Source organism: Duganella sp. CF402 (assembly GCF_900109645.1).
Taxonomy (GTDB): domain Bacteria; phylum Pseudomonadota; class Gammaproteobacteria; order Burkholderiales; family Burkholderiaceae_D; genus Rugamonas.
Genome location: NZ_FOBG01000007.1, coordinates 26,031 through 42,622 on the forward strand (window position 1 = coordinate 26,031; position 16,592 = coordinate 42,622).

Here is a 16,592-nt window from a genome sequence, read left to right on the forward strand (position 1 = left end):
ATCAACATGTACATTTCTGCACGCAGCCGATAACGCATTGTTAGCGGACCAAATTTGAAAGTCAAGCAGATTTGTGGGCATTTTGCTACTTTCCCACGGATTGGTGAAAAAGCAACTCTTGATTTTGCGGAAAGGGGTGCCATCTGCGGCAAGTTGAGAAAGCGCGTAAGATGGAAAACAATTGGATATGTGCAGCGAAATGCACATTGCATCAACCCCGAAAGCATTAGAATATAAGCGTATGGCAACCAAGCAAGATACCGAAACCCTCTTGGAGCGGCAAACGCTGAAGCCGCCACCTTTGTACCAGGTGGCGTTGCTGAATGACGACTACACCCCGATGGAATTTGTGGTCGCGATCATCCAGGAGTATTTCAACAAGGATCGCGAAACCGCGACGCAGATCATGCTTAGTGTGCACCGCTACGGCAAAGGCGTGTGCGGCGTGTTCTCGAAAGATATAGCCTGTACCAAAGTGGAGTTTGTTTTAACGCATGCGCGCAAGGCAGGTCATCCCCTGCAGTGCGTGATGGAGGAAGTATGATTGCGCAGGAATTGGAAGTAAGTTTGCACATGGCGTTTGTCGAGGCCCGACAGGCGCGCCACGAATTCATCACGGTGGAGCACTTGCTGCTGGCCTTGCTGGACAACCCTTCGGCCGCCGAAGTGTTGCGCGCATGCGCTGTCAACATTGAAGATCTGCGCAAAACGCTCACCAACTTTATTGGTGACAATACCCCGACCGTGCCAGGCACGGGCGAGGTCGATACCCAGCCGACGCTCGGTTTCCAGCGTGTGATCCAGCGCGCCATCATGCACGTCCAGTCGGCTTCCAACGGCAAGAAGGAAGTGACCGGCGCTAATGTGCTGGTGGCCATCTTCGGCGAAAAAGATTCGCACGCGGTGTACTACCTGCACCAGCAGGGCGTGACCCGCCTGGACGTGGTGAATTTCATTTCGCACGGCGTGCGCAAGGACCAGCAGTCGGACACCGCCAAGGCGTCCGAAGGCGTGGAAGAGGGCGCACCGGCCGGCGAAGGCCAGAGCAAGGAAAGCCCGCTCGACCAGTTCACCCAGAACCTGAACAAATCGGCCGCCGACGGCAAGATCGATCCGCTGATCGGCCGCGAAGAGGAAGTGGATCGCGTGATCCAGATCCTGTGCCGCCGCCGCAAGAACAATCCGCTGCTGGTGGGCGAAGCCGGCGTCGGCAAGACCGCCATCGCCGAAGGCCTGGCCTACCGCATCACCCAGGGCGACGTGCCGGAAATCCTGTCGAATGCCGTGGTGTATTCGCTGGACATGGGCGCGCTGCTGGCCGGCACCAAGTATCGCGGCGACTTTGAACAGCGCCTGAAGGCGGTCCTGAAACAGCTCAAGGACAATCCGAACGGCATCCTGTTCATCGACGAGATCCACACCATCATCGGCGCCGGTTCGGCGTCGGGCGGTACGCTGGATGCGTCCAACCTGCTGAAACCAGCCTTGGCCAACGGCCAGCTGAAGTGTGTCGGCGCGACCACCTACACCGAGTTCCGTGGCGTGTTCGAGAAGGACCACGCGCTGAGCCGCCGCTTCCAGAAAGTGGACGTCAATGAACCGACCGTCGAGCAGACCGTGCAGATCCTGCGCGGCCTGAAGTCGCGCTTCGAAGAGCACCACGGCGTGAAATATTCGTCGTCGGCGCTGTCGACCGCTGCTGAGCTGGCGGCCCGCTTCATCAACGACCGCCACCTGCCGGACAAGGCCATCGATGTGATCGACGAAGCCGGTGCGGCCCAACGCATCCTGCCGAAGTCGAAGCAGAAGAAAACCATCGGCAAGACCGAGATCGAGGACATCATCTCCAAGATCGCGCGCATCCCGCCGCAGACCGTCAACCAGGACGACCGCAGCAAGCTGCAAACCATCGACCGCGACCTGCGCAACGTGGTGTTCGGCCAGGATCCTGCGATCGAAGCGCTGGCCTCGGCCATCAAGATGGCGCGTGCCGGCCTGGGCAAGACCGACAAGCCGATCGGCTCCTTCCTGTTCTCCGGTCCGACCGGCGTCGGCAAGACCGAGGTGGCCAAGCAGCTGGCGTTCATCCTCGGCATCGAGCTGGTGCGTTTCGACATGTCGGAGTACATGGAGCGTCACGCCGTGTCGCGCATGATCGGCGCGCCGCCGGGCTACGTTGGTTTCGACCAGGGCGGCCTGCTGACCGAAGCCATCACCAAGAAGCCGCACACCGTGCTGCTGCTGGACGAGATTGAAAAAGCCCACCCGGACATTTTCAACATCCTGCTGCAAGTGATGGACCACGGCACGCTGACCGACAACAACGGCCGCAAGGCGGACTTCCGCAACGTGATCATCATCATGACCACCAACGCGGGCGCCGAATCGCTGCAGAAGTCGACCATCGGCTTCACCACCAGCAAGCAGGCCGGCGACGAGATGGGCGATATCAAGCGCATGTTCACGCCGGAGTTCCGCAACCGCCTGGACGCCATCATCAGCTTCCGCGCGCTGGACGAGGAAATCATCCTGCGCGTGGTCGACAAGTTCCTGATGCAGCTGGAAGAGCAACTGCACGAGAAGAAAGTCGAAGCGGTGTTCACCGAGAAGCTGCGCGCCTTCCTGGGCAAGAAGGGTTTCGATCCGCTGATGGGTGCGCGTCCGATGTCGCGCCTGATCCAGGACATGATCCGCAAGGCGCTGGCCGACGAACTGCTGTTCGGCCGCCTGGTCACCGGCGGCAAAGTGGTGGTGGACCTGGACGACAAGGACGTAGTCAAGCTGGACTTCCCGGAACCGCCGGATGCGGCGCCGAGCCAGCCGCCGGAAACCGTCGAAGTCGACTGAATCTGAAACCCGCCTCCCGGCGGGTTTTTTTTATCTGGTTTTTTATGATCTAAATCAATACCGACGCATCCCGCAAGCGCAAGATTGAATCGGCATCAATACGGCTGCGGAGGATGTGATGATCGATTATTTCGGCCACCTGGCCGTGCTGGACGAATTGCGTGCGCAGCTGGCGCTGGCCACCTACAGCAATCCCAACGAGCACAAGGCGCAGGCGCGCACGCTGGACGCGCTGGCGCAGGACGGCGACCTGGCCCGCCTCGGCGCGCTGACCGACCATCTGCTGGCCCACGCCGCCAGCGACGGCAGCGAACTGGCCATGCTGGAAACGGCCGCCGCCCTGTGGCATGACGGGCTGGACATCTACAACGACGTCAGCACCGCACGCGCCGCGCTGGAATCCTCGCTGACCAATCCCGGTGCGCCGGATGCGCTGGCCAAGTTCCAGCAGGCCAACGCGCTGCTGACCGGGCTGGAGCAGCGGGCCACCGAAGTCATCAACGCCGCGATGGCCTTGCCGGCGCAGTTCTCGCCGCCGCGCTACCTGGCTCGCCATCCGCGCCAGGAAGACCGTAAAACGCCGGACTGGAACTGGGGCGACCTGTTCCTCGCCCGCCGCACCGACGCCTTCGTGCGCAATCTCGCCGCCGCAGCCGGCAAGGACAGCGCGGCACAGGCGTTCGCCTTCGGCGCGCTGGCTGGCTATGGGGGCAACGTCGCGGGCAGCGCCTACCAGTCGCGCACCGTGGGAGGACCGCGCCGCGCGCATCCGTATCGCGACCGGCTGGCCAAGTACGCCAGCGGCGCCTGGCTGCGCGAACACCGGCCTGGCCTGCCGCCGCTGAAGAAGCTGGCGCAAATGCTGCGCTGGGGCGCACCGGCCTTGCCGCCGCACTTACCGCCACAGATCGCCCAACTGTTGTCCGACACGCTGGCGGCCACCTACGATTTGCACATCACCGCGCCGCTGCCGGATATGCAACTGGGCTACCAGCGCCTGCTGCGCCACGTCGAACTGCTAGGTATGTTCGACATGCCGCCGGCGCCAGCGCCGTTGAGCGCCACGCTGGAAATCCGCAAGGCCGCCAATCCGGACGCTTATCCGCCGCTGGACACCGGCGTCAAGCCGGCCAGCGGTGGCAGCGCGCCGCCCGGCGGCGGCGCATCCTCCAAAGCCGACAGCGAGGAAACCAAGAGCAAGACCTGCTGGGAAGGCCTGTTGATCGCGCTGATCGCCATCGGCATCGTCCTGCTGTGCATCTTCACGCTGGGCTCGATATGCGGCGGCGGCTCGCCCAAGAAAGATCCCAGCTTCCCCGATCCACAGCCCGGCACCAACAGCCAGGCGCTGAACGCGTTTGCCGGCACCAACGAGGCGGTCCACATCTGCGACGTGCTGGAGCAATTGCAGAGCTACCTGTGGCAAAGCTTTTCCAATGCCGCCGACTACCTCGCCGTGCTGGGACTGATCTACCCCAACGACTTGCAACTGGTGCAGCCGGTGCATGCGCAATTCAACGCCGCGCCGGCCTCGGCGCCGTTCCCGCACCGCGCCGGCGCCCAGCCCAACGCCGGCTACGAAGTGCCGCCCACCACGCCGATCGAACACAGCGCGGGCGGGCCGCCGCCGCACGCCATGCTGGCCACGCCGGCCAGCTATGTCAGCGGTGCGGTGCGCATCGGCCTGTCGCTGTGGGAACAGCTCGCGCGCGGCGATACCGACAGCTTCAACCGCGACATGGATGCCGACCGCGACAGCGGCCATCAGTGCTGGGACATTGCAGCCGGCTCCATCAACGACGACCCGGTGCCCGAGCTGGTGCTGGCCTATCCGCAAACCGCAGCCTGAGGAGGCGTCATGGACCACGACGACGATATCGACACCTCCCACCAGTGGCTGGTGATCCCGTACTTCAACGGCGACGAGGGCCGCGCCTCGCAGCGGCCGCTGACCAAGGTGCTGCCGCCGGTCACCAGCTGGCTGTGCCCGTCCATCCACGTGCAGGGCGTCAACTACAGCACGCCGCCGGGCACCTACTTGCCGGACGAGCCGCTGGAAATTACGGTCAAGGTCGACAACCGTGGCGTGCCGAACGCGCAGGTCAAGCTCAAGCTGTACTGGTCGGACCCGGCCACCGGTTTTGCCAGCCCGCAGCTGATCCTGAGCGCCAGCAAGGCCGTGCCGGGCAGGGCGGTGACGGGGCCGACCAGCTTCCCGCCGCTGGTGTGGACGCCACAGCAGGCCAGCATCCCGCCGCACTTCTGCCTGCTGGCGCATGTCAGCTGCACGCCGCCGGAGCCCGACCCCGGCCCGGCAGCGGCATCGCCAATGAGCGACCGCCACTGGGCGCAGTACAACTTGCAATCCGCCATGCTCAATGTGGCGGGCAACAAGGACTTCGTGTTCTGGGTCGGCAATCCGGCGCGCGAGGCCGGCGCGTATGCGGTGACGGTGCTGCCGGTGTCGGAGCAAGCGCTGCAGCAAATGGCGCGGCTGGTGCGTGCCGAGCCGGTGCCGGTGCGGCGGCAACAACTGACGCTGCACCGCGCCACCGATCCGGCCATGCGGCGCACGCGCGAGGGCAGCATGGTGCTGGAGCTGGCGCCCGGCGAACGGCAGGCGCTGGTGCTCAGCGCGCATGACGTGCAGCTTGCGCCGCAACAGTTCACGGCGGTGGAAGTGCTGCAGTCGCGCGCCGGTCACGAGCACGCGCCCACCGGCAGCATCGGCGTGGTGCTGTTTGGCCACGTGGATGAAACTTGTAGAATGCCACGCCGATAATTTTCCCGGGCGGTGCAAGCTGTGCCAAAATTGTCGATCCATTCGACAACTTTTGACACGGTCCCATGAACCTGCCTCGCCCGCTTATCCTGATGTTGTTGTCCGCCGGTGTACTGTCCTCCGCGCAAGCCGCAGACGCCTACTACCGCTATCCCGCCATCCGTGGCGACGCCGTGATGTTCACCGCTGAAGGCGACTTGTGGAAGACCGGCGCGCATGGCGGCCAGGCCCAGCGCCTGACCACCCATCCCTCGGCCGAAACCAACGCCGCCATCTCGCACGACGGCCGCTGGGTGGCGTTCTCGGCCTCGTATGAAGGCGCGCAGGAAGCCCACGTGATGCCGCTGGCGGGCGGCCTGCCCAAGCGCATCACCTTCGAAAACGGCGCCGTGTCTGTGCTGGGCTGGAGCGCCCAGGGCGAGGTGCTGGTCAGCATGGCCAGCGGCACCGGGCCGGGCCGCAGCCTGGTGATTGCGGCCGTCAAGCCGGACAGCTTGCAGCGCCAGCTGTTCCCGCTGGCCGACGCCAACGACGCGGTGCTGGACGACGCCGGCAAGACCCTGTACTTCACCCGCAACGGCCTGGCGCTGACCAACGACAACGTCAAGGCCTATCGCGGCGGCGCGCACGCGCAGCTGTGGCGCTATGCGCTGGGCGGCACGGCGGAAGCGGTGCAACTGCTGGCGTCCGACAATGGCAACAACAAGCGCCCGATGTGGTGGCAAGGCCGCCTCTACTTCATCAGCGACCGTAGCGGCTCGGACAATCTGTGGACGATGGCCGCCGACGGCAGCGACGCGCGCCAGCTGACCCAGCACAAGGACTGGGACGTGCGCAACGCCGCGCTGGGCGACGGCCGCATCGTCTACCAGCTGGGCGCGGACCTGCATGTGCTGGACCTGTCCAGCGCCAGGAATGAAGCGCTGGCCATCGACCTGCTGTCCGACTTCGACCAGCAGCGCACGCGCCAGATCCGCTCGCCGCTGGAGAGCCTGACCAATGTGCAAATCGCCGGCAAGACCGAGCGCATCGTGCTGACCGCGCGCGGCCGCGTCAGCGTGGCCGGCACCGGCGCCCAGCGCCGCGTGGAGATCGCGATTCCGGAAGGCGCCCGCGCCCGCCAGGCCGTGTTCAGCCACGACGACAAAGCCATCTATGCGATTGTCGACAGCAGCGGCGAAAACGAAATCTGGAAATTCGCCGCCGACGGTTCCGGCAAGGGCGAACAGCTGACCAAGGACGGCAACAACCACCGCTGGCAGCTGTACCCGTCGCCAGACGGCCGCTGGCTGGGCCACACCGACAAGAAGGGCCGCTTCTGGCTGCTGGACCTGGCCACCAAGGCCAACATGGTGATCGACGATGCGGGCAAGGTCGGCCTGGGCGACTACGATGAAATCGCCTGGTCGCCGGACAGCAAGAACCTGGCGCTGGTGCGCGCCGCCAGCAACGAGCAGCGCAACCAGATCGGCCTGTACAACGTCGACAGCAAGCAGCTGGCCTTCGTCACCAGCGACCGCTACACTTCGCGCGCGCCGGTGTTCTCGCCGGACGGCAAGTGGCTGTACTTCCTTTCGGCCCGCAACTTCCAGCTGGCGAACGGCTCGCCGTGGGGCGACCGCAATATGGGCCCGGTATTCGACAAGCGCACCGGCGTCTACGCGCTGGCGCTGCAGCCGGACAACCGTTTCCCGTTCAAGCCGGACGATGAACTGAGCAAGCCGGGCGATAAGCCGGCCGAAGGCGCGACCGAGCAGGCAGCGGAAAAAGCGGCGGAGAAGGCGGTCGCCAAGAGCACAACGAAAGACGCAGCCAAGGCCGCCGGCAAGAGCCTGCCGGCCGTGGTCTACGCCGGTCTGGCGGAGCGCTTGTACGAGGTGCCGCTGACCGCCGGTAACTACCGCGCACTGCAAATGGACGACAAGCGCCTGTACTTCCTTGATGCCGACGGCAACGATGGCAAGGCCAATTTGAAAACACTGGCCATCGCCAGCAACGGTCCGCAGCCCGAAGTGTTTGTGGCCGGCGTGCGCGAGTACGACCTATCGCTGGATCGCAAGCGCGTCTACTACCGCACCTTCGCCAGCGGTCCTGGCGACATGCTGGTGGTGGACGCCGGCGCCAAGGCGCCGGGCGATGTCACCAAGGCCAAGATCAAGGTGGACGACTGGACCTTCACCTCCAATCCGCGCCTCGAATGGAAGCAGATGTTCAACGACGCATGGCGCATGCACCGCGACTTCCTGTATGACGTGAAGATGCGCGGCGCCGACTGGCCGGCCGTGCGCGCCAAATACGCGCCGCTGGTGGAGCGCGTGACCGACCGCGCGGAGCTGGACGATGTGCTGGGCATGATGATCAGCGAAGTGGGCGCGCTGCACTCGCAGATTCGTCCCGGCGATATCCGCCGTTCGGCGCCGGAAGGCACGCCGGCCGGCCTGGGCGCGCTGCTGTCGCGCACCGCCGAGGGCTATCGCGTCGATCACATTTACACCAGCGAACCGGAACTGCCGTCGCAACGCGGCCCGCTGGCGCAAGCTGGCGTTGATGTGAAAGAGGGCGACATCATCACCGCGGTCAACGGCAAGCCGGTGCTGGAAGCACGTGACATCGCCGACCTGTTGCTCAATCAAGCCGACAAACAAGTGCTGCTGCAAGTGAAGCGCAAAGCCGAATCGCGCCAGGTGATTGTGCTGCCAGTGAATATGACCAAACAGGCCGCGCTGCGCTACAGCGACTGGGAGCAATCGCGCGCGCAGCAGGTGGACGCTGCGTCCAAGGGCCGCATCGGCTACCTGCACCTGCGCGCGATGGGACCGAACGACATCGCCTCGTTCGCGCGCGATTTCTACGCCAATGTGAACCGCGAGGGCCTGATCATCGACGTGCGCCGCAATAACGGCGGCAACATCGATAGCTGGATCATTGAGAAGCTGCTGCGCAAGGCATGGGCGTTCTGGGCGCCGCCGGGCGTGGCGCCGTCGCCGAATATGCAGAACACCTTCCGTGGCCACCTGGTGGTGCTGATCGACGAATACACCTACTCGGACGGCGAGACTTTCGCGGCCGGCATCAAGTCGCTGGGTCTCGCGCCGCTGGTTGGCAAGCGCACCGCCGGTGCGGGCGTCTGGCTGTCGGATAACAACCGCTTGAGCGACAACGGCATGGCGCGCGTGGCGGAGATGGGGCAGTTCAACACCGAAGACGGCCAGTGGCTGATCGAAGGCGTGGGCGTGTCGCCGGACGTGGTGGTGGACAACCTGCCGCACGCCACCTATCAGGGACAGGACCGTCAGCTGGAAGTGGCGCTGCAATTGCTGGACAAGACCCTGAAAGAGAAACCAGTCAAGCCATATCAACCGCAGGCGATCCCTGCACGAAAATAAGGAGGCTGTATGAAGCGAGTGATTGCGAGCGCTCTGCTGGCAATGAGTGTCAGCGCCCCGGTGCTGGCGCTGCCCAACACCAGCGATACCCGCATGTTGACCGAGCCGGCGCTGTCCGCGCATCACCTTGCGTTTATCTACGCAGGTGATGTGTGGCTGGCGAATGCCGACGGCAGCGCGCCGCGCCGCCTCACCTCCGATCCGGGCGAGAAATCGAACCCGGTGTTTTCTCCCGATGGAAAACTGATCGCCTACAGCGCGCAGGTGGACGGCAATACCGACGTCTACCTGCTGCCGGTTGAAGGCGGCGTGCCGAAACGCCTGACCTGGCATCCGGGTGCGGACGTGGCGCAGGCCTTCACGCCGGATGGCAAGGCGGTGATGTTCACATCGCCGCGTGCGGCCTTCAACAACCGCTTCCGCAAATTGTTCACCGTGCCGGTGGACGGCGGCGTTGAGACCCAGCTGGAAGTGCCGAACGCCGCGCGTGCCACGTGGTCGCCGGACGGCAAGCAGATCGTCTACAATCCGTTCTCGCCAGCCTTCATGCAGTGGAAGCATTATCGTGGCGGTACGCATTCCATCCTGTGGCTGTTTAATCGCGGTGATAAAGCGGTGCTGCAGATTCCGCAGCCGGCCGGAGGTTCCAACGATGTCGACCCGGTGTGGATCGGCGACACCATCTACTTCCGCTCTGACCGCGACGGCGAATTCAATCTGTACGCCTACGACGTCAAGACCAAGGTGGTGCGCGCGCTGACGCAGCACAAAGACTTCCCGGTGCTGAACGTCTCGGCCTCCGGCAGCCGCATCGTCTACGAGCAGGCCGGCTACCTGCATGCGCTGGACCTGAGCAGCGGGCAGGCGCGCAAGCTGACCATCGGCGTGAATGCCGACCTTGGGTTGTCGCGCCCACGCTGGGTCAGCGGCGCCAAGTACATCCGCAATGCGTCGATCTCGCCATCGGGCGCGCGCGTGGCGTATGAATTCCGTGGCGAGGTCGTCACCATCCCTGCGGATAAAGGCGATGTGCGCAACCTGACGCAGACCTCGGCCGTGCATGAGCGCTCGCCCATCTGGTCGCCCGATGGCCGCTCGGTGGCGTACTTCTCAGACGAATCCGGTGAATACGCGCTGCACATTCGCGCGCAGGACGGCAAGGGCGAGCCGCGCAAGTACAAATTGAACGGCTCCGGCTTCTATCAGAATTCAGCGTGGTCGCCGGACAGCAAGAAGATCGCCTACATCGACAATTCGTGGACGCTGTACGTGCTGGATGTGGCTTCGGGCGCGATCAAGAAAATCGCCTCGGAGCCGCTGTATGCGCCGGAAGTCACGCTGCAACCGGCGTGGTCGCCGGACTCGCGCTGGATCGCCTACGCGCTCGGTTCGATGACCTATACGCGCAGCGCCTACATCTATTCGCTGGAGCAGAACAAGTCGTGGCAGGTGACGGATGGCTTGTCCGACGTGGTTGATCCGGTGTTCGACAAGAGCGGCAAGTACCTGTACTTCTTCGCCTCGACCAACGCGGGGCCGAGCAATAACTGGTTCTCGCAGCAGAACGAGGATAACCGTGTCACGCGCACCATCTGGATGGCGACGCTGCGGCGCGACCTGCCATCCCCGCTGATCAAGGAGAGCGACGAAGAGAAGGTGCCACCGGTCACGCCGGTTGCCGCCGCAGCGGCCAAGCCGGAAGCGCCGAAGGTCGATCCGAAGACGGGCCGCGACGACCCTAAAGTCACCGTCGCACCGGTCGCTCCGATCTCCATTGATTTTGACGGCATCGACACCCGCATCGTCGATCTGCCGATACCTGGGGCTGAATTGTCCGACCTGCAGGCCGGGGAGGCTGGTCAGATCTTCTTCCTGCGCCAGAACGACGGCAAGAAAGCCATCCAGCGCTTCGACCTGAAGGACCGCAAGGCCGAAACCTTGCTGCCGGAAGCCGACCAGTTCGAGGTTTCCGCCGATGGCAAGAAGCTGCTGTACCGATTGAAGGAAGCATGGGCGATGGGCAGCGCCAGCGCCAAGACGCTGACGCCAGGCGAAGGCAAGATCAAGGTCGAAGCCATCGAAGTGCGCGCCGAGCCGCGTGCGGAATGGGCGCAGATCTTCAACGAAGCGTGGCGCATCAACCGCGACTACTTCTATGATCCCGGCATGCACGGCGCCGACTGGAACAAGATGCGCGCCAAGTACGCGCAGTTCCTGCCGGAGCTGTCCAGCCGTGCGGACCTGAATCGCCTGATCCAGTGGCTGTGCAGCGAACTGGGTGTCGGCCACCATCGCGGCGGTGGCGGTGATTTCTTCACCGAGGCCAAGCCGGTGCCGGGCGGCCTGCTCGGCGCGGACTATGAGGTGAACGAAGGCCGTTACCGCTTCAAGAAAATCTACGGCGGCCTGAATTGGAACCCGGCTCTGCGCGCGCCGCTGACGGAGCCTGGGCTCAACGTCAAGGCCGGCGAGTATTTGCTGGCGGTGGATGGCCGTCCGCTGCACGCGCCGACCAATCTGTATAGCGCTTTCGAGAACACCGCCAACAAAGCCATCGACATCACGGTTGGCCCGAATGCGGACGGCAGCAAATCGCGCACCATCACCGTGGTGCCGGTTGCCACTGAAGACGCGCTGCGCAACCGCGATTGGATCGAAGGGAATATCCGCAAGGTCAACGCGGCTACGGGCGGCCGGGTCGCCTACGTCTACGTGCCGAATACGGCAACGCTGGGCCACACCTATTTCAAGCGTTACTTCTTCCCGCAGGCCGACAAGGATGCGGTCATCATCGACGAGCGTTTCAACGGCGGTGGCAGCGTGGCCGATTACTACCTTGAGATTTTGCAGAAGAAGGAAATCGCCTGGTGGACCATGCGCTATGGCGCGGACATGAAGACGCCGTCGGCCTCGATCCAGGGACCGCGCGCGATGCTGATCGACGAAACCGCAGGCTCCGGCGGCGACCTGCTGCCGTGGATGTTCCGTCAAAACCAAATGGGACCGCTGATCGGCAAGCGCACGTGGGGCGGGCTGGTTGGCATTCTCGGCTTCCCGGTGCTGATGGATGGCGGGAACATCACCGCGCCTAACCTGGCTTTCTGGACCCGCGACAAGGGCTGGGGTGTGGAGAACGAAGGCGTGGCGCCGGATATCGAGGTGGATCAGAATCCGGCCGACGTGATCGCCGGCCGCGATCCGCAACTGGAAAAAGCGATTGAAGTCATCAAGGCCGAACTGGTGAAGAATCCGCCGGTGCGTCCTGCGCATCCGGCCTTCCCGATCAAGGCCAAGTGATGTACTGTCCGGAATTGAACACCACCTTCGTTCAGTTCCGGACAAAGCAGCGCGGTAAAGTGCGTGGCATGGATGTTGCAGTTTGATGCGATAACTTCATCACGGAATTGAACACATGGATTTACGCATCGGCTGGCGCACACTGGTACAGGAACCTGCTTACACACTGACCGCGATACTGAGTCTCGGCATCGGCCTGGCGGCGACCTTGCTGCTGCTGGGCTTTGTGCGCTACTCGATGGCGTACGACAGCCACGTGCCGGAAGTAGAGCAGGTCTACGTGGTGAAGCACCACTTCAATGTCGAGCCTTCGTCGCCCTTGTTCGATATCGCGCCGATGTTCTTACGCGAGACCGCACAGCAGACGCCGGGCGTGGCCGACGCCACCAGCTACATTCCCGCGCGTCCCGAGATTACGCCGCTGACGGTGCGCGCCGGCCGCCAGCTGATGACGGTGCGCAGCCTGATCGTGCTGCCTGGCTTCCCCTCGCTGCTGGGTATTCGTGCGCTGCAAGGCGACATGGCGACGGCGTTGGAGCGGCCGGATCGTTTCGTCATCACCGAGTCCGGCGCGCTACGCCTGTTCGGCACGCGCGATGCGCTAGGCCGCACCATCACGGCGGAAGGACACACCATGCAGGTCGGCGCCGTGGTGCCGTCGCCGCCGGCCAATACCACCATCCCATTCGAGATTCTATTTGGCGTGAACGGCGCGGTGGTGGAGCCTGACATCCGCCACGAAATGCTGACCGGTGAACATGGCTGGATGGCCAAGACCTTGCTGCGCCTGAAGCCCGGCGCCTCGCTGCCGGCGGTCCTTGATCGCTTGCAGCAGGCGGTGGACAAGGCACCGTCGCTGAACCAGTTTCCGCCCGACGTGCACGAGCGGCTCGGCCAGCGCAAGGCGATTGAACTGGCCATTACGCCGCTGCGCGACGCCTACTTCGACGACAAAGTGGTCAACAGCTTTATTGCGCTGCCGGGTGACCGCGCCAGTCCGGGCGTCGTCGCCGGGCTGGCGGTGCTGGCGGCGCTGATCCTGCTGCTGGCGGCGATCAACTACGTCAACCTGACCACGGTGCGCGTGCTGCGCCGCCAACGCGAAATCGCACTGCGTAAAGTGCTGGGCGCGGGCGTGCCGCAGATCGTGCTGCAATTCCTGCTGGAGTCGGTGCTGCTGGCGACGGCGGCGACCGTGCTTGGGCTGTTGCTGGCGTGGCTGGCGCTGCCGGTATTTTCGCAACTGGTCAATCGTCAGCTGGATGGATTGTTTTCGCCGCTGAATATCGCGCTGGCGTTCGGCATCGGCGCGCTGCTGGGTGCTTTGACTGCGGCGTATCCAGCATGGATCGCGCTGCGCGTGCATCCGACGCAAGTGCTTGCGGGGCGGCCGGATAGCGAATCGCGCGGCAGCATGCATTGGCGGCGCGCGCTGACGGTGGTGCAGATCGCCTCAGCAATGGGCCTGGCCAGCGTGACCATCGCCGTCGCATGGCAGACCGAATATGCGATGCGGGCTGCGCCGGGCTTCGATCCGTCGCCGCTGGTGGTGGTCGATATGCCGGGCCATGTGCGCGATGAAGACAAAGCGCGCCGCTTCATATCCGCCTTGCAGGCGCAACCCGGTGTGGCAGGTGTGGCGATCTCCGAGGATCCGGTAGGTCGTCTGGACTGGCTGTGGACGCGCATGCTCAAGCGGCCCGGCGGCGTGTCCGCGTCGATGGAAATGAAAACCGTCAGCGCCAACTTCTTTGAACTGTATGGCATCGCGCCGGCAGCAGGGAGCTTGTTCCAGTCGGCCGTGGACAAGGACGACGATGCGACCACGATCGTACTGAATGCCGTCGCCGCGCGCGCGCTGGGTTTCGCCAGCGCCGAGCAGGCGGTGGGGCAGACCGTAACCTTCAACGCGTTCGACAATGCCGTCATCAGCGCGCGTATCGTCGGCATCGCGCCGGAGCTGCGATTCCGTTCGCTGCGCGAGCCGCCGAGCGCCACGGCCTACGCACTGGGGAAAAACGGAATGGTGCTGAGTGTGCGTGCGGCGGGTGCGCCAGCGGAAGTCGAGCGTGCCGCGCAAGCCCTGTGGCCCAGCTACTTCCCCGATGCGATCCCCAAGATCTACCGCGCGGCGGACGTGCTGGAGGCGCACTACGCCGAAGACGCCCGCATGGCCAGGCTGCTGGCGGTGGCAACCACCATCGCATTGGCCATCGCCGCTTTCGGCACCTACGCCTTGTCGGCCAACACCGTGCAGCGCCGCGCGCGCGAAATCGTCCTGCGCAAGCTGCACGGCGCGCGCCGCACCGACATCGGCCTGCTGGTCATCCGCGAAACCGGCACGTTGATCCTGGTCGCCGCGGTCATCAGCCTGCCGGTAGCACTGCTGCTGATCGAGCGCCACCTGAGCAACTACATCGAACGTGCCCCTATCGGCTACTGGACCCTGGCCTTGGCGCTGCTGCTAACTCTGGCCGTCGCCCTTATCGCCATCACCCGCCACACCCGCACCGCCATGCGCCTGCCGCCAGCGGAGGCCTTGCGTGGCTAGAAGGATGTCAGCGCTTTGAATTGCGGGGCGCGGCGGCGGGAGACTTCGATGGCTACTTGGTCGCGCAGGGTGAGGTCGAGGCCCCCGGCGTCGTTGGGCGCGGCTTGCTCCACGTGGTCGAGGTTGACGATGTGGCGGCGGCTGGCCCGGAAGAAGCGCGATGGATCGAGCTTTTCTTCCAGTTGGTTCAGGGAGCGCAGCATCAGCGGTTGATGCTGGTCGAAGTAGACGCGCGTGTAGTTGCCATCGGATTCAAACAGGCGGATGTTTTCCAGCGCGACGAACCAGCATCGCTCGCCGTCCTTGATGAACAGTTTTTTGCTTGCGGTGGATGCCGCCTCGCGGTGATGTCGCGCGGCGCAGCGTTGCAGGGCCGAGGCCATGCGCGCTGCCTGTATCGGCTTCTGCAGATAATCGAGCGCATTGACTTCGAACGCTTGCAGCGCGTATTGATCGAAAGCGGTGGTGAAGATCACTTCCGGCGCTTCCTCCAGCGCGGCCAGCATGTCGAAGCCGGAGCCGCCTGGCATTTGCACATCGAGGAAAATCAGGTCCGGCTTGAGAGCGTGGATCTGCTGCACGCCATCGGCGGCATTGATCGCTTCACCCACGATTTCCACTTCAGGATGCGCCGCCAGCAGGCGCCGCAACTCGGCGCGCGCGAGGCGTTCGTCGTCGATCAGTAGCGCGCGCATTACGCGGCCTCCGGCAAGGTCAGCGTGGCGCGTACCCAGCCACTGTTTTCAGACAGGTCCAGCTGCGCATTGGATCCCAAGGCCAGCGCCAGCCGCTTGCGCGTGTTGACCAGTCCCACCTTGGTGGAATGCGCAAACGGCACGATCGCGCCGAGATTGGCGATTTCGATATGTACCGCCCCATCGTCCATGCGCTGCGCGCGGATGCGGATGTCGCTGCCGGTGGGACTGGTCTCGACGCCGTACTTGACCGCGTTCTCCACCAGCGTTTGCAAAGCCATCGGCGGAATGCGCACCTGTTCCAGTCCGACGCCGATTTCAACGCTGACCCGCATGCGCTCCTCAAAGCGGATCTTCTCGATGGCGAGATAAGCCTGTACCGCTTCGATCTCCGCCGACAGCGGCACCGTATCGTGATGACCCGATTGCAGCGCATAGCGCATCACGCTGGCCAGCTGGTCGATCATTTGCGCGGCGGCTTCCGGCTCTTCATAAATCAGCGCACGCACGCTGTTCATGCTGTTGAAGAAGAAGTGCGGGTTGACCTGCGCCTGCAGGGCGCGCAGCTCCGCATCCTTGGCGGCGACTTCAAGCCGCAGAGATTCCGCCTCGGCGCGATTGGCGCGGCGCAGCGACTGCACCGCCATGTAGAAGATATTCCACACCAGGTAAATCGCCAGCCATGACACCAGCGCGCCGGGCACCCAGCCGAAGCCACGAGACACCATCGATGCCACGAACACCAGGAAGCCAAGGTACTGCACGAAGGTATGGATCGTGCCCAGCGCAAGCACGCCGCACAGCACCGTCTTCCAGCTCACAGGCTGTCCGTTGAGTGAGCGGCGCTTGATAAACCGGTGCCACAGATCGGAGATGATGATGCCGCTGCCCGCTCCCCACCACATCACCCAGATCAGGCCTGGCATGCGCGTCGCGCCGGTGATGGTGGCGAACAGCGGAAGGAAGCCCCAGCCGGCCAGCTGGAAGATCCAGTACCAGTTCAAGCGCGCGATGAGAGGGCGGTGTTGTTTCAT

Annotated in this window: 9 protein-coding genes; 7 read left to right on the forward strand and 2 right to left on the reverse strand. The window is 64.1% G+C overall.

Features of this window, described 5'->3' with window-relative positions:
- Positions 1-241 precede the first annotated feature (241 nt).
- The 7 genes from clpS to BMZ70_RS27480 all read left to right on the forward strand — a co-directional run bounded on the left by clpS (position 242) and on the right by BMZ70_RS27480 (position 14,863).
- On the forward strand, positions 242-544 hold the full coding sequence (gene clpS / locus BMZ70_RS27450; protein WP_092281587.1) for an ATP-dependent Clp protease adapter ClpS: 303 nt from the start codon (positions 242-244) through the stop codon (positions 542-544).
- Positions 541-2,847: an ATP-dependent Clp protease ATP-binding subunit ClpA gene (clpA, locus tag BMZ70_RS27455; protein ID WP_092281589.1), complete on the forward strand. Its 2,307-nt coding sequence runs from the start codon at positions 541-543 to the stop codon at positions 2,845-2,847. Before clpS ends, clpA begins: the two co-directional genes overlap by 4 nt.
- A gap of 118 nt (positions 2,848-2,965) precedes the next feature.
- Complete coding sequence (locus tag BMZ70_RS27460; RefSeq protein WP_092281591.1) at positions 2,966-4,696, forward strand: hypothetical protein; 1,731 nt, start codon at positions 2,966-2,968, stop codon at positions 4,694-4,696.
- Positions 4,697-4,705: 9 nt separating this feature from the next.
- Positions 4,706-5,629 carry a hypothetical protein gene (locus BMZ70_RS28510; RefSeq protein WP_092281593.1) on the forward strand — a complete coding sequence of 308 codons (924 nt, stop codon included), beginning with the start codon at positions 4,706-4,708 and terminating at the stop codon, positions 5,627-5,629.
- 65 nt (positions 5,630-5,694) lie between these two features.
- Complete coding sequence (locus tag BMZ70_RS27470) at positions 5,695-9,015, forward strand: S41 family peptidase (RefSeq protein WP_229205619.1); 3,321 nt, start codon at positions 5,695-5,697, stop codon at positions 9,013-9,015.
- Between the two features lie 9 nt (positions 9,016-9,024).
- On the forward strand, positions 9,025-12,312 hold the full coding sequence (locus tag BMZ70_RS27475) for a S41 family peptidase (RefSeq protein ID WP_092281597.1): 3,288 nt from the start codon (positions 9,025-9,027) through the stop codon (positions 12,310-12,312).
- A 115-nt stretch (positions 12,313-12,427) separates the two neighbouring features.
- Positions 12,428-14,863 (forward strand): FtsX-like permease family protein, encoded by a 2,436-nt coding sequence (locus BMZ70_RS27480; RefSeq protein ID WP_229205620.1) that lies wholly within the window; start codon positions 12,428-12,430, stop codon positions 14,861-14,863.
- Here the strand turns inward: BMZ70_RS27480 and BMZ70_RS27485 are convergent.
- Together BMZ70_RS27485 and BMZ70_RS27490 are read right to left on the reverse strand one after the other, a co-directional pair.
- Positions 14,860-15,558 carry a LytR/AlgR family response regulator transcription factor gene (locus BMZ70_RS27485; RefSeq protein ID WP_092281601.1) on the reverse strand — a complete coding sequence of 233 codons (699 nt, stop codon included), beginning with the start codon at positions 15,556-15,558 and terminating at the stop codon, positions 14,860-14,862. The genes BMZ70_RS27480 and BMZ70_RS27485 overlap by 4 nt on opposite strands.
- A complete protein-coding gene (locus BMZ70_RS27490; RefSeq protein WP_092281603.1) occupies positions 15,558-16,592 on the reverse strand; it encodes a sensor histidine kinase in 1,035 nt (344 codons plus the stop codon). The genes BMZ70_RS27485 and BMZ70_RS27490 overlap by 1 nt, the downstream gene beginning before the upstream one ends.

What these genes read in the sequence shown, in the direction of transcription:
- BMZ70_RS28510 (WP_092281593.1), top strand. Translation starts at nt 4,706, where the DNA reads ATGGACCACGACGACGATATCGACACCTCCCACCAGTGGCTGGTGATC.
- BMZ70_RS27490 (WP_092281603.1), bottom strand. Translation starts at nt 16,592, where the DNA reads ATGAAACAACACCGCCCTCTCATCGCGCGCTTGAACTGGTACTGGATC.
- BMZ70_RS27485 (WP_092281601.1), bottom strand. Translation starts at nt 15,558, where the DNA reads ATGCGCGCGCTACTGATCGACGACGAACGCCTCGCGCGCGCCGAGTTG.
- BMZ70_RS27470 (WP_229205619.1), top strand. Translation starts at nt 5,695, where the DNA reads ATGAACCTGCCTCGCCCGCTTATCCTGATGTTGTTGTCCGCCGGTGTA.
- BMZ70_RS27475 (WP_092281597.1), top strand. Translation starts at nt 9,025, where the DNA reads ATGAAGCGAGTGATTGCGAGCGCTCTGCTGGCAATGAGTGTCAGCGCC.
- BMZ70_RS27480 (WP_229205620.1), top strand. Translation starts at nt 12,428, where the DNA reads ATGGATTTACGCATCGGCTGGCGCACACTGGTACAGGAACCTGCTTAC.
- clpS (WP_092281587.1), top strand. Translation starts at nt 242, where the DNA reads ATGGCAACCAAGCAAGATACCGAAACCCTCTTGGAGCGGCAAACGCTG.
- clpA (WP_092281589.1), top strand. Translation starts at nt 541, where the DNA reads ATGATTGCGCAGGAATTGGAAGTAAGTTTGCACATGGCGTTTGTCGAG.
- BMZ70_RS27460 (WP_092281591.1), top strand. Translation starts at nt 2,966, where the DNA reads ATGATCGATTATTTCGGCCACCTGGCCGTGCTGGACGAATTGCGTGCG.